The sequence below is a fragment of the Qipengyuania zhejiangensis genome, from assembly GCF_035607565.1.
Lineage (GTDB): Bacteria > Pseudomonadota > Alphaproteobacteria > Sphingomonadales > Sphingomonadaceae > Qipengyuania > Qipengyuania zhejiangensis.
The window spans coordinates 447,686-461,475 of the sequence record NZ_JAYKGO010000001.1 but is presented as its reverse complement, the minus strand read 5'-3'; the positions used below and the strand labels follow the sequence as shown (position 1 = coordinate 461,475).

14 protein-coding genes are annotated in these 13,790 nt (G+C 63.1%); 9 read left to right on the top strand and 5 right to left on the bottom strand.

Annotated elements, in window-relative coordinates:
* The first annotated feature begins 4 nt into the window (after positions 1–4).
* The 8 genes from ccoO (at position 5) to hemN (ending at position 7,682) form a co-directional block, all read left to right on the top strand.
* Entirely contained in the window at positions 5–769 is a 765-nt protein-coding gene (gene ccoO / locus VR863_RS02220) for a cytochrome-c oxidase, cbb3-type subunit II (protein WP_324826796.1), read from the top strand.
* Positions 766–930: a cbb3-type cytochrome c oxidase subunit 3 gene (locus VR863_RS02215; protein WP_324826795.1), complete on the top strand. Its 165-nt coding sequence runs from the start codon at positions 766–768 to the stop codon at positions 928–930. The genes ccoO and VR863_RS02215 overlap by 4 nt, the downstream gene beginning before the upstream one ends.
* Positions 920–1,831, top strand: a complete 912-nt coding sequence (gene ccoP / locus VR863_RS02210; protein WP_324826794.1) for a cytochrome-c oxidase, cbb3-type subunit III — start codon at positions 920–922, stop codon at positions 1,829–1,831. Before VR863_RS02215 ends, ccoP begins: the two co-directional genes overlap by 11 nt.
* Positions 1,818–3,398 carry a cytochrome c oxidase accessory protein CcoG gene (gene ccoG / locus VR863_RS02205; protein ID WP_324826793.1) on the top strand — a complete coding sequence of 527 codons (1,581 nt, stop codon included), beginning with the start codon at positions 1,818–1,820 and terminating at the stop codon, positions 3,396–3,398. Before ccoP ends, ccoG begins: the two co-directional genes overlap by 14 nt.
* A 2-nt stretch (positions 3,399–3,400) precedes the next feature.
* Positions 3,401–3,847, top strand: coding sequence for a FixH family protein (locus tag VR863_RS02200; RefSeq protein WP_324826792.1), 447 nt, complete (start codon positions 3,401–3,403; stop codon positions 3,845–3,847).
* Positions 3,844–5,967, top strand: a complete 2,124-nt coding sequence (locus VR863_RS02195) for a heavy metal translocating P-type ATPase (RefSeq protein ID WP_324826791.1) — start codon at positions 3,844–3,846, stop codon at positions 5,965–5,967. The genes VR863_RS02200 and VR863_RS02195 overlap by 4 nt, the downstream gene beginning before the upstream one ends.
* A complete protein-coding gene (gene ccoS, locus VR863_RS02190; RefSeq protein WP_324826790.1) occupies positions 5,964–6,119 on the top strand; it encodes a cbb3-type cytochrome oxidase assembly protein CcoS in 156 nt (51 codons plus the stop codon). The genes VR863_RS02195 and ccoS overlap by 4 nt, the downstream gene beginning before the upstream one ends.
* A gap of 252 nt (positions 6,120–6,371) precedes the next feature.
* On the top strand, positions 6,372–7,682 hold the full coding sequence (gene hemN / locus VR863_RS02185; protein ID WP_324827557.1) for an oxygen-independent coproporphyrinogen III oxidase: 1,311 nt from the start codon (positions 6,372–6,374) through the stop codon (positions 7,680–7,682).
* A gap of 84 nt (positions 7,683–7,766) precedes the next feature.
* Here hemN and VR863_RS02180 read toward each other — a convergent pair whose 3' ends face one another.
* A complete protein-coding gene (locus VR863_RS02180; protein ID WP_324826789.1) occupies positions 7,767–9,368 on the bottom strand; it encodes a winged helix-turn-helix domain-containing tetratricopeptide repeat protein in 1,602 nt (533 codons plus the stop codon).
* 146 nt (positions 9,369–9,514) lie between these two features.
* On the opposite strand from VR863_RS02180, the gene VR863_RS02175 reads away from it, so the two are divergent.
* Entirely contained in the window at positions 9,515–9,739 is a 225-nt protein-coding gene (locus tag VR863_RS02175) for a tautomerase family protein (RefSeq protein ID WP_324826788.1), read from the top strand.
* Positions 9,740–9,928: 189 nt separating this feature from the next.
* Here the strand turns inward: VR863_RS02175 and VR863_RS02170 are convergent, their stop codons facing one another.
* From VR863_RS02170 to VR863_RS02155, 4 genes are all read right to left on the bottom strand, one after another.
* Positions 9,929–11,059 (bottom strand): acyl-CoA dehydrogenase family protein, encoded by a 1,131-nt coding sequence (locus VR863_RS02170; protein ID WP_324826787.1) that lies wholly within the window; start codon positions 11,057–11,059, stop codon positions 9,929–9,931.
* 27 nt (positions 11,060–11,086) lie between these two features.
* A complete protein-coding gene (locus VR863_RS02165) occupies positions 11,087–12,283 on the bottom strand; it encodes an acyl-CoA dehydrogenase family protein (protein ID WP_324826786.1) in 1,197 nt (398 codons plus the stop codon).
* Positions 12,284–12,501: 218 nt separating this feature from the next.
* Positions 12,502–13,251 carry a VIT1/CCC1 transporter family protein gene (locus tag VR863_RS02160; RefSeq protein WP_324826785.1) on the bottom strand — a complete coding sequence of 250 codons (750 nt, stop codon included), beginning with the start codon at positions 13,249–13,251 and terminating at the stop codon, positions 12,502–12,504.
* 5 nt (positions 13,252–13,256) lie between these two features.
* Entirely contained in the window at positions 13,257–13,676 is a 420-nt protein-coding gene (locus VR863_RS02155; protein ID WP_324826784.1) for a universal stress protein, read from the bottom strand.
* Between the last annotated feature and the right edge of the window lie 114 nt (positions 13,677–13,790).

Here is a 13,790-nt window from a genome sequence, read left to right as displayed (position 1 = left end):
GAACATGACCGATCCTGTCGTAAAGGAAACCGTGAAGGGCCACGCGCGGCTCGAGCGCAATGTCACACTGATGGCGGTGGCCACGTTCCTCACCGTCACCGTGGGGGGCATCGTGGAAATCGCGCCGCTGTTCTGGATCGATAACACGATCGAGAAAGTGGATGGGATGCGCCCCTACACCCCGCTGGAACTGGCCGGGCGCGACATTTACATTCGCGAAGGGTGCTACGTCTGCCACAGCCAGATGATCCGCCCGTTCCGCGATGAAGTGGAACGGTACGGGCACTACAGCCTTGCCGCCGAAAGCATGTACGACCGGCCCTTCCAGTGGGGTTCGAAACGTACTGGGCCCGATCTCGCGCGCGTCGGCGGCCGTTATTCGGACGAATGGCATGTGCAGCATCTCAAGAACCCGCAGGCGGTCGTCCCCGAAAGCGTGATGCCGCAATACGGTTTCCTCGCCGAAAACGATCTCGCGGTGCACGATGTCAGCGCGAATTTGACCGCGCTGCGGCGGCTGGGCGTCCCCTACACCGACGACGATATCGCCAAGGCGAATGCGGACCTCGTGGCGCAAGGCAACCCGGATGCCGACGCCGGTGATCTGGAGACCCGCTATCCCAAGGCGCAGATCCGCGATTACGATGGCAATCCGGGCCGCCTGACGGAAATGGATGCCCTTGTCGCGTATCTGCAGATGTTGGGCACGCTGGTCGACGTGAACAGCGCCGCGGCGCAGGAAGACCTGGCAACGGAGAAGGGCCGGTGACGACTTACGAAACCCTGCGCCATTTCGCCGACAGCTACGGGCTGGCGATCATGGTCGCGGTCTTCCTGCTGCTGTGTCTGTGGCCCTTCCGGCCGGGAGCACGCGAGGCCAACCGCAAAGCCGCCAACATGATTTTCGAAGGACAAGACGATGGCGAATAAGCGCATCGACCAGCCGACAGGCACCGAAACCGTCGGCCATGAATGGGACGGTATCGAGGAGCTCAACACGCCCTTGCCGCGCTGGTGGCTGTGGACGCTCTACGCCACGATCCTATGGGGCATCGGGTATGTCATCGCCTATCCGGCGCTGCCGATGATTACCAAGGGCACCGAAGGGCTTCTGGGCTGGTCCAGCCGCGGACAGCTTGCCGAGGAAATGACCGCGGCCGATCTGGCCAAGGTGTCGGTGGGCGAACGGATCGCGGCGGTGGACGTGACGAAGCTGTCAGCCAATCCCGAACTCATGCAGCTGGCCCGTGCAGGCGGCGCCGCTGCCTTCAAGGTCAATTGCGTTCAATGCCACGGTTCGGGTGCGGCGGGTAACCAGGAACTGGGCTATCCGAACCTGAACGACGATGACTGGCTGTGGGGCGGCACGATGGAGGATATCGAATATTCGATCCGCCACGGCATTCGCCAGGCCTCCGCCGAAGAACGCCAGGGCGCGATGCCCGCGTTCGAGGGCATGTTCGCCAGCGCCCAGCTTACCGCCCTGGTCAGCCATGTCCGCTCGCTCAGCGGGATGGACAAGGCCAATGCCGCAGGCGCCGTCATCTTCCAGGAAAACTGTGCTGTCTGCCACGGTGCCGGGGGTGAAGGTAACCGCGATCTGGGCGCACCGCGTCTCAACGATGCGATCTGGCTTCGCGGCAAGAGCGCGGAAGCGATCCGCGCGCAGATACTTAACCCCAAGATGGGTGCCATGCCTGCGTGGGGCGAACGTCTCGACCCGGTCACCGTCAAGATGCTGACCGCTTATGTCCACTCGCTCGGGGGAGGCGAAAACTTCGCGGAGGCACCGGTTCAGCAACCGGCAGCCGAAGTCGATGAACAGCCCTGACGGCGAAAAACCCGGTGCTGGCCGCGATTGGTCGGCTGTCATCGGGGATGGCACTGCCAGGACAGGCAAGCCCGCTTCGGGCGCGGTGGCTGACCCCGCCGATGCGACCAGGCGGCACGAGCCGCACGAACCGCCGCGCGTCCACCTGCCCGAAAAGCTCTACGAAAAACGCAAACAAGTCCACAACAAGCGTATCGACGGGCCGTTTCGCCGGTTCAAATGGCTGGTCATGCTGGTCACGCTGGCGATCTATTACGCCACCCCGTGGATACGCTGGGACCGCGGCCCCTATGCCCCGGACCAGGCCGTCCTGATCGATCTGGCGAACCGCCGGTTCTATATGTTCGGTATCGAGATCTGGCCGCACGAATTCTATTTCGTCGCCGGCCTGCTGATCATGGCGGGCATCGGCCTGTTCGTGGTCACCAGCGCGGTTGGACGCGCATGGTGCGGCTATGCCTGTCCGCAAACCGTGTGGACCGACGTGTTCCAGCACGTCGACAGGCTGGTTGACGGTGACCGTAACGCACGCCTTCGGCTGGACAAGGCGCCGTGGGGTCCGGGCAAGATCGCCCGGCGGGCGTTCAAGTGGACGATTTACCTGATCATCGGGTTCGTCACGGGCGGTGCGTGGATATTGTATTTCGCTGACGCGCCAACGCTGATCCGCGATTTCTTTACGTTGCAGGCTGCGCCGGTCGCCTATGTCACGGTGGCAATCCTGACCGCGACTACCTTTACGCTGGGCGGCTTCATGCGCGAACAGGTGTGCATCTACATGTGCCCCTGGCCACGGATCCAGACTGCGATGATGGACGAAAAATCGCTGCTGGTGACTTACAAGGACTGGCGCGGCGAACCGCGTGGCAGCGTCAAGAAGGCAGAGAAAAGCCCCGGGGAATTCGGCGATTGCATCGACTGCATGCAATGCGTCCAGGTGTGCCCGACGGGTATCGATATCCGCGAAGGTCCGCAGATTGGCTGCATCACCTGCGCCCTGTGCATCGATGCGTGCGACCGGGTGATGAAGGATATCGGGCGGCCCCGCGGCCTGATCGACTACGCCACGCTGGAAGATTGCGAGCGTGAGGCGGCCGGCGGCACGCCGCGTCCGGCATTCAAGGCCCTGCTTCGCCCCCGCACGCTCGTTTACCTCGGCATCTGGTCTTCCATCGGTTTCGCCCTGCTGTTTGCCCTTGGCGCGCGAACCCATGTCGACCTGACCGTATCTGCGGACCGCAATCCGCCCTTCATGCTGATGAGCGACGGATCGGTACGTAACGCCTACACACTCAAACTGCGCAACATGACCAGCGCGCCCAGGCCGATGACAATTGCACTGGACGGGCTTCCGGGTGGTCTAGTGTGGACCGATAGCATCGCCCGCAGCGCTGCCGCTCGCAGCCAGGCGTTTACTGTTCCGGCCGATGCGACCCAGACGGTCCGCGCCTATGTTGTCGCGCCCCGGGGCAGCGGCCAACAGGAATTTGCATTCGTGCTGACGACGCAGGACGAACAGCCCGAAACCGATACCAGCACGACGCGCTTCAGCGCACCGGAGGAATGAGTATGACCAAACGCTTCACCGGCTGGCACATGACCGCGATCCTCGTGGGCGGGTTTTCTGTCGTGCTGGCGGTCAACCTGTTCATGGCCAGCCGCGCCATCGGCAGTTTTGGCGGGGTGGTGGTCGAAAACTCCTACGTCGCCAGCCAGCAGTTCAACACTTGGCTGGATCAAGCGGAAAAGCAGAACGCCCTTGGCTGGAGCGCACGGGTAACGCGCGCGGGCGACGGGCGGCTGGACGTGGCCACCAGCGGGACGCCTCAGGGAACCTTCGCCCAGGCGGAGCTTCGCCATCCGCTCGGCAAGCGTGACGTTCTGGAATGGACCTTGATCGATGCCGGAAACGGACGTTTCACCAGCGTCGAAGCAGTGCCCGAAGGACGCTGGCTGGTCCGCGTGACGCTCGAACACGCAGGCCGCACCATGCGGCTCGAACGGCCGCTGGGATGAACCAGTTTTCGGCCCTTTCCGCGGATACGCATGACGCGGCGTTCGACAGCCGGTTTACCGTGCCTGGGATGCGCTGCGCCGGCTGCATCGCCAAGATCGAACGCGGCCTGGGTGGTCTGAAGGGCGTCGAAGCGGCGCGGGTCAATTTTTCGGCCAAGCGTGTCGCGGTCCGGCATGATGCCACGCTGGATGAAGACGCGCTGGTCGAAGCGCTGCTCCAGCTCGGGTTCGAAGCCCAACCGGCATCGGAAAACCCGTTGGCCGATGATGACAAGGACACCCGGCGCCTGCTGCGCGCGCTTGCCGTGGCCGGTTTCGGCATGATGAACATCATGCTGCTTTCGGTCAGCGTCTGGTCGGGCGCCGGCGGCGTGACGCGCGAAATGTTTCACTGGTTGTCGGCGCTGATCGCCTTGCCCGTCGTCGCCTATGCCGGTCAGCCGTTCTTCGCGAGCGCCGCGATGGCGTTGCGCTACCGGCGCACGAACATGGACGTGCCGATTTCGATCGGCGTGCTGCTGGCGACAGGGATGAGTTTCTACGAAACGCTGACCGGCGGGGAACACGCGTATTTCGACGGCGCGGTCATGCTGTTGTTCTTCCTCCTCGCAGGACGTGCGCTCGATGCGATGATGCGTGGGCGGACGCGGGCCGGAATCGGCGCGCTGCTGGGCCGCATGGGCAAAAGCGCAAGTGTGCTGCAAGCGGACGGATCGACCCGGCGCGTCGACGCCGCCGGACTTGCCCCCGGAATGGTGATGCTGGTGGCGGCAGGCGAAGCCCTGGCAGCCGACGGCGAAATTATCGAAGGTGCCGGCGCCGTAGACAACGCCATGCTCACCGGGGAAAGTGCGCCGGAACCGGTGGCGGTGGGGGATATGGTCCATGCCGGTGCGGTCAATCTGACCGCCCCCTTGCGCATTCGTATCACCGCCACGCAGTGCGATACCGCCCTTGCCGAAATTGCCCGTCTGATGGACGAAGCGGGTCAGTCGCGCAGTCGTTATGTCCGTATCGCCGATCGTGCAGCGCGGCTCTACGCACCAGCGGTGCACAGCCTTGCGCTGCTCGCCTTTGCGGGATGGATGATGGCTGGCGCGGGGTGGCACCATTCGCTGGTGATCGCCATCAGCGTCCTCATCATTACCTGCCCGTGCGCCATGGGTCTGGCCGTTCCCGCCGCGCAAGTCGTGGCATCGGGCGCCTTGGTCAGGAAAGGCGTCCTGGTAAAGGATGGCAGCGCGCTGGAACGGCTCGCCGAAGTCGACACGGCGGTGTTCGACAAGACCGGCACGCTGACCTTGGGCGAAGCGCGCGCGGATATCTCGCTGCTCGACGCGGATGCCCGCCGGATCGCCCTTGGTCTGGCACAGACCAGCCGCCATCCGCTTAGCCGCGGCCTTGCCGCCAGCTTGCAGGGGGCCGGGATCGTCCCTGCCGCGGTTACCGGCCTACACGAGGAAAGCGGCCACGGACTGGTCGGGCAATTCGGCGGCAAAATCGTCGCGCTGGAGCGGCCCGGCGATGCAGGTAGCAACCTTGCCACGGTCCTGAGGATCGGAGATCGCACACAGCTCATCGAATTCGGCGATCCCCTGCGCGTCGATGCCAGGGAAACGGTCGAACAGCTGAACGCCATCGGCCTTGAAAGCCGCATCGTGTCGGGCGACCGGGCGGATTCCGTTGCGGCAGTCGCGCACACGCTCGGCATCGCGGGGCAAGGCGGCGTTTCTCCTACCCGCAAGCTGGAGGCGCTGGAACAGTTGAAGGCCCAGGGCCACCTTCCCCTGATGGTTGGCGATGGACTGAACGACGGGCCGGCCCTTGCCGCCGCTCACGCTTCGCTCGCGCCCGGAACGGCAAGCGATGCGAGCCAGCAGGCCGCCGATGCCGTGTTCCTGGGGGAACGGTTGATGCCCGTCGCGCTCGCCATCCGCGTTGCCAGGGCGACGATGCGCGTCGTGCGCCAGAACATCGGATTTTCCATCGTCTACAATGTGCTGGCCGTGCCGTTGGCGCTGGCTGGAATGGTCACTCCGCTGGTCGCTGCGATTGCCATGTCGCTCAGTTCGCTTGTGGTGGTTGCCAATTCCCTTCGGCTTGCGCGGGCGGCGCGATGACCGGGCTGACCATCCTGATTCCCATTGCGCTCGGCATGGGCGCCTTCGGACTGGCGGTGTTCTTCTGGGCCATGAAAGCCGGTCAGTTCGAAGACCTCGATGGCGCGGCGCAGCGCATCCTGATCGATGACGAGGACGATGACGCCGCGTGAAACAGGTAGCGCTTCTTGCCCTTGCAGCCTTACTGCCTCTGGCCATCGGACCGCTGCCCGCAGCGGCGCGGACCATCACCGCCCGGTTGTGCAGCGGCAATGCCGTTACAACTACGATCGAAATACCGATCGGTGGGCAGCGGCGCGATGCACCGCCGCCGTGTGGCGCGAAAGGGTGCCACGCAGGATCATGCCGCAAACGGTTTGATCTGTCTCAATGACGGGCGCGCGTTCAGCGCCCATCCGGTCCGCATGTGGCCATATTATCCAGATCTGCTCGCAACGCCTGTTCCGCGCTATACGAGCTTTCCGACCGCCGCCGATTTCGGTGACATTCCCAAAGGTGCTCACGAGCGCGAACTGGAGCGGGTCGAAGGCGATATCTCGCTCTATGTGCATATCCCGTTCTGCGAGAAGATCTGCTTCTACTGTGGGTGCAACACGGGCAATGCGGGTCGTCGCCAGCGGCTCGATTCCTATCTCGATGCGCTTCATGCCGAAATAGAGGCGGTTGCCGTCTGCCTTCCGCGCGGGTCCAAGGTGAGCCGCGTGTCGTTCGGCGGCGGCAGCCCCAACGCGCTGGCCCCCGTCGATTTCGTGCGACTGGTCGATGAACTGACCTTGCAGTTCGGGCTGACCAATCCGGAATTTTCCATCGAGCTCGACCCGCGCACCATGTCGGCCGAATGGAGCGCGGTCATCAAGGCGATCGGCATCACGCGCGCCAGTCTGGGCGTGCAGACCTTCGCCGCGCACTGCCAACAGGCCATCGGCCGTGTGCAGGATGAAGAGGTGATTGCTCGTACGGTCGACTGGCTGCGGGACGCAGGCGTGACATCGCTCAATTTCGACCTGATGTATGGCCTGCCCGCTCAGACGCGCGAGGACCTGCTGGACACGCTGCATCGCACCAGTGTCCTGGGTGCGGACCGGATTGCCCTGTTCGGTTACGCCCATGTGCCCCACATCGTGCCACGCCAGCGCGTGATCGAAGCCGAAGCGCTGCCCGGTCAGGCCGAACGCTTTGAAATGGCCGCACTCGGCTTTTCCTACCTTTCGGCCCAAGGATACACACCGGTCGGTTTCGACCATTTCGCCAAGCCCGGCGACCCCCTCGCCCATGCCGCAAAGGCGGGCACGTTGCGGCGCAACTTCCAGGGGTTCACCGACGACCCTGACGACGTTCTTGTTGGCCTCGGGGCGTCGGCGATCAGCAGTTTCCCGGGCCTGCTTTCGCAGAACGAGAAGAACACCGGCCGGTATCGAATGCAGGCTTCGCAGGGGCAACTCACCGCCAATCGCGGCAAGGTCCGTACCGCCGATGACCGGTATCGAGGCGCGGTGATCGAGCAATTGCTTTGTTCGGGTCGCGCGCAGATTGGCGCAAAACTGTATGCCGAGATCAACGCAAGCCTCGCCCCGTTCCGCGAACGCGGCCTTGCCCGCTTCGATGGCGGCTGGCTGGTTATCGAAGATGATGGATTGCCGTATGCCCGCACCATCGCCGCGCTGTGCGATCCGTATCGGCGCAAGGCGCAGCGCCAGTTCAGTTCGGCGGTCTGACCCGCGAAGTTTCTCCAGCGCGATCGAAAGAAAGATCGAGCCATGGTTTCGATGTGAGCCGGTGTCTGCCGGTCGGAAGGCCCGTTACAGCCCGAGGTCCTTCATGCTCCGCTCCATCACTTCGCGCGCCACTGTGTTGGCAAACGGAAATGCGCGAAAGAACGTGTCCGCGCTCAGTGCCGGATCAGCCGACCTTGCCTTGGCGAGCCATCGTTGGGCCCCGGCCTGATCCCCGACCAAGTGGGCGGTGAAGGCCGCGATCAGTTCGATGTGCTTATGCGCGCCGGGCATGCGAGCAGCACGGGCCCCCAGTTCGGCAGCCTGCCCCAAGTCGCCGTTCTGGAGCGCCGCCAGGGCGCGGCTCGACACCATCGCATAGGCAAGCGGGTCGAGCGGGCTTAAGTCAAGGGCCAGCGAAAGGTCGGCGTCGGCCTGATCGGTCCTGCCCACCATGACCCCCACCAGCCCGCGATTGTAGACGCCTTGCGCGAAGTTCGGGCTCAGGCTGGTGGCCTGATCGAACCAGACGAGCGAATCCTGAAGGTTGCCGTCGATCCAGAAGCTGCGCCCGACATTGAAGTGGGCAAAGGGGTCCAGCCGGTCCGCTTCGACCGCGCGATGGGCGAATGTGCGCGCCACTTCCATTTCGGCCTTGGGATCGTCGGCATAAAGCAGGAAGGCGTTCTGGAAATGGGTGAAGGACAAACCGCCCAACGCTCGCGAAAAATAGGGATCACGCTCGAGCGATTGTTCGAAAAGCTGCGCGGCGCGGGCGTTATCGTCACGGGTGAAGCGATACATGTGATCGAGCCCAAGGTGGAAACAGGCCCACGCATCCAGCCCACTCGCCGGGCGCATCCGGGCCAGGCGAACCTCGTTGCGGGGGATCTGAAGCTCGAGCGCCGCAACCACGTGCGCCTCGATATCGGGGCGCATCTGCTGCAGTTCGGATAGATCGCCGCGGTACTGGTCGGCCCAGATCGCCTCCCCGTCGCGCGTGTCCACCAATGTGACCCCGACCGTGACCGTCTGGCCGGAGATTTCGATCGAACCTGTCAGACAATAGCGCACCGCCAGCTCGCGCCCGACCGCCAGGGGGTCCGTGTCCGGTTCGCGGAAACGGAAACTCGAACCGCGCGCGATGACGAACAGCCAGTGCATCCGCGAAAGGTCCATGATGATATCGGCCGGCAGGGCATCGACCAGGATGTCGTGCGGGCCGGGTTCCCCGACGAGCGTAAAGGGCAACACCGCGATCGAGGGCCGGCCGTTGCGCGATGTTCGCAATGCGGAATCGATCGCGTCGGCTGCAACCAGTTCGGGCTGAGGGGTAGTTATGGTGACTGTCTGCACCGCGCCGCGTTCGACCACGTCACCAACGAAACGGAAGCCCTTACCGTGAATGGTGCGGATCAGGCGCTGGCCCTTGCCATCGTCCCCGACCGATTTGCGAGCCGCCTTGATACGGGCGGCCACCGCGGATTCGGACACGGCCCGCCCATCCCAGATACGTTCGATGATCTCGTCCTTGCCGACCATGCGTTCGCGGTTGGCCGCCAGGAGGATCAGCAGCGAGAGAACCTGCGGTTCGACATGAAGGCGCGAGCCATTCCGCCGCAGTTCGAACCGGGCGCTGTCCAGTTCGAATTCCTCGAAACAGTAAGTTCGTGCGCCGGAATCCGGCAATCGGGTTCTCCTTTCCTGAAAACCCCCGAAATCTTCACGAAAAGGTCATGCATATTCACGCCCGCGTCAAGCATCGCGGCATTCGCACAGCTATCACACTGGCATCGGAAACAACCGACACACACAACGGAACAAGGAGATTTGAAATGCCGCTGGTTACCATCGACGTGATCAAGAACGTATTCACCGAAGAACAGAAGCACGCCCTGATCGACAATGTCACCGAAGCGATGATCGCCGTGGAAGGCGAAGCGATGCGTCCGGTCACATGGGTCCGGGTCATGGAGGTCGAGCAAGGCGATTGGGCCATCGGCGGCCAGCGGCTCGGCGCTGCGGATGTTCATGCCATGTCAGGTCAGAAAGCCGCCTGAGCATCGATTTGATCGCGAAAAAGGCCGCCCCACCGTAACGGTGGAGCGGCCTTTGTTCGTTCGTGGTCCACGTGGCCCCGTTCCCGCCTTCGGCAATTGCAGTGCCCCATGGGCACCGGCCCCCCCTGCTTACGCCAAAGGGATGAGGCAGCGCGCGTTCGGATGCCCCCTTGCCGAAATGCTGGTCTGTCAGGCCAGCGCGATATGACGCTTCATATGGTGATCGACATTCCCGAATTCGGAATCGAAGATCGTCAGGCGCTTGAAATAGCTGCCGATCGCCATCTCGTCGGTCATGCCCATGCCGCCATGGATCTGGATCGCTTCCTGCCCGACGAACCGGGCAGCCTGCCCGATCCGCACCTTGGCGGCAGAAACCGCCCGCTTGCGCTCCTTTTCAGGCGCGTCGAGCTTCAAGGTGGCGAAATAGGTCATCGATACCGCCTGCTCATACTCGGTGAACATGTCGACCATGCGGTGCTGAAGCACCTGGAACGAGCCGATCGGCACGCCGAACTGCTTGCGCTGGCGCGAATATTCGACCGTCATCTGGTGTGCCACCTTCATGACGCCGCAGGCTTCGGCGCACAGGGCGGCAACCGCTTCGTCGGTGACCCGCTCGATCAGGGGAAGTCCCGCGCCTTCCGACCCGATCAACGCTTCGGCCGGAACGGACACGTTCTCCAGATACACTTCCGAGGCGCGACGTCCGTCGACCGTGGGGTAATTGCGCGTCACCACACCATCGGCACCCTTCTCGATCACGAAGACCGAAATGCCGTCGCGGTCGCGCTGGTCGCCCGACGTACGTGCCGTCACGATCAGGTGTGTCGCCCAGGGTGCGCCCACCACCACGGCCTTGTGCCCGTTCAGAATGTAGCCGCTGCCATCTTTCTTGGCGGTGGTCTGAAGATCGGCGTAATCAAAGCGGCCGCGCGGTTCGGCATAGGCGAAGGCAAAAATACGGCTGCCATCGATGATCCCGCCAAGGTGTTCGGCCTTCTGCTGTTCGCTGCCGGCGTGCTTCAGAAATCCGCCCGCGCATACGACGGTCGGCACGAACGGCTCGACCACCAGGCCTTTGCCGAATTCTTCCATGGCGATCATGGCATCGACAGCGCCGCCGCCGAAACCACCGTCTTCTTCCGAAAACGGCATCCCGAGCAGGCCCAGTTCCGCCAGCTGCGCCCAGATTTCCGGACGCCAGCCCGCTTCGCTCTGGATCACACCGTGACGTGTGTCCCAATCATACTGTTCGCGCACCAGCCGTGTCAGGCCGTCGCGCACCATCTCTTGTTCTTCGGTGAAATTGAAATCCACAAGTTCTCTCCGAGATAGCCGGCGGCCTTAAAGGCCGAGGATCATTTTGGTGATGATGTTGCGCTGAATCTCGTTCGATCCGCCATAGATCGATGTCTTGCGCATGTTGAAATAGGTCGACGCAGCGTGCTGCGCGTAATCCGGACCGATCGGGTACTGGTTCGATCCTTCATCGTCGATGCTGCTGAAAAGCGGCGCGCCGTAATTGCCGACGGCTTCGAGCGTCAGTTCCGTCAATCTTTGTTGAATCTCGGTCCCCTTGATCTTGAGGATCGAGCTTTCGGCGCCCGGGCCCTTGCCGGCCTGTTCCCCAGCGAGCGTGCGCAATTCGGTGAACTCGAGCGCTGCCAGGTCGATTTCCAGCTGGCTGACCTTGCGGGCGAAATCGAAATCCTTGATCAACGGCTGACCGTCGAGCAGTTCCGATCCGGCGATTTCCCGCAGCTTTTCCACCCCCCGCTTGGAGCGGGCGACACCCGCAATTCCGCTGCGTTCATGGGCCAGCAGGAACTTGGCATAGGTCCAGCCCTTGTTCTCTTCGCCCACCAGGTTTTCGACGGGAACGCGAACGTCGGTCAGCCAGGTTTCGTTGACCTCGTACCCACCATCGATGAGCTTGATCGGACGCACTTCAACACCCGGCGTATTCATGTCGAGGAGGATGAAGCTGATGCCTTCCTGCGGTTTTGCCGCATCGGGATCGGTACGGCAGAGGAAGAAGCCCCAATCCGCATGCTGGGCAAGCGTGGTCCACGTCTTCTGGCCGTTGATGACGTAGTGATCGCCATCGCGCACCGCAGTCGTCTTGAGCGATGCGAGGTCCGATCCTGCGCCCGGTTCGCTATACCCCTGGCACCACCACACATCGCCGCTGCGGATGCCGGGAAGGTGCTGCGCCTTCTGTTCTTCGTTGCCGAAGGTGTAGATCACCGGGCCGACCATCGAAACACCGAACGGCAGCGGCATGAACGTGTTGGCCCGCGCGTTTTCTTCCTGCCAGATGTATCGCTGCGTGGGGGTCCAGCCGGTACCGCCGTATTGCTGGGGCCATGCGGGCACCGACCACCCCTTCTTGCCGAGGATCTTGTGCCAGGCGAGCATGTCTTCCGGCGACATGTCTTCGCGCATGCCGAAATCGGCGAGATGAGACGGGTAGTTCTCGCTGATAAAGGCGCGAACCTCATCGCGAAACGCCAGTTCTTCGGCGGTGAACTCTAAATTCATGGAAACGGTCTCCTGCGGAACGGTGTTGGCGTTGCTTACTTTCATGAGTTTGCCCACGCTCAAAGCCGAAAAGTTCGAGCTGGCACCGACAGTCAGCGGGGCAAGCTGCCCCGCTTCGTCGGTTGCAGGTGCCAGTCTAACCGCAACTCGTCCGCGATCAATACAGCTATCCTATACCCCGGCCACGATCAGGCCATCAGGGTTCGGCAGGTCGCCCCCTAAAGGGAGACAAGAGCACGCAGCGCGTACCCCGCTCCGTAGGCCAGGGCGGCCGCTGCCCCGCCAATTGCCAGGGTTCTCAGGCCCGAACCGAGTAAGGGCGTACCCAGCACGCGCCCCTTCCCGATCCCGAGCACGAAGAAGGTCCCGAACCCCAGCAGCGAACTGGCAAGGAACATCGTGTGGAAATCGCCCAGTCCGATCAGGAACGGCATCAAGGGGACCAGCCCACACAGGGTGAAGGCAATGTACGTCGTGATGGCCGCCCGCATCGGACGCGCGGTCACATCGGTCAGATGGAGTTCCTCTGCCATCATCGTATCCACCCAGATATCCTCGTCGGCGGTGACGACTTCGACGACCTTTTCCAGAACATTGCCCGACAGCCCTTTTCTGGCAAAGATTTCCCGGATCTCTCGCCGTTCGCCTTCGGGATAGACACGGATCTGCCGTTCTTCCTCACGTCGGCCCTGCCTGATTTCCTCCTGTCGCGCGCGGGTGCCAAGATAGTTGCTCACCGACATGCTGAACCCGTCGGCAATCAGGTTGGCGATACCCAGTATGATCACGGTCGTCGAAGGAAGCTGCCCCCCTGCGCTCCCCGCGATCACGGCGAATGTCGTGACGACCCCGTCCACGCCGCCCAGCATGAAATCGCCCAGCGGGCTGAGACCGCGCGGGTCGTCCAACCGGGTGCGAATGCGCGGGGGAGAATGATCCCTGACATGGTCGCCGAATTCCTGAACCATGGCCGTTAATCGCGAACGATCAGGACCGAACACTGTGCATGACGCGCGACACGCTCGGCGTTGGCACCCAGCAGCCAGTCCTTCATTTGCGGCCTGTGCGACGACAGGACGATGAGGTCTGCACCGATCTTGTCGGCGATGGACAGGATGCCGCCCGCGATACTGCCCGATCCGACCTCTTTCCCGATATCCTCGTCGTCGAATTCGCGGGCAATCGCGTGCAACCGGGTCGAAGCCTTGTCCAGCAACGCTTCGTAGGCAACGCTCGTCCAGGGTGCCTGGAACATCGCAACCCTGTCGGGCACGACCGTGCAGATCGTCACGCCTGCGTCGAAAGACCGGGCGATGGCCTGGGCCACCGGCACCGCCTTTGACCAGGAACTGGGCTCATCCGGATCGACGGGCACTAGAATGCGTGAATACACTGCTAAACTCCGCTGTGGCGAACCGCGGATGCTTCAGCACTTGGCCAGACCGGACTATACGTAAACTCCCTCGGCTGCGGCGTGGCCGACAGGCGGCCCGCCGATGCCGGAACG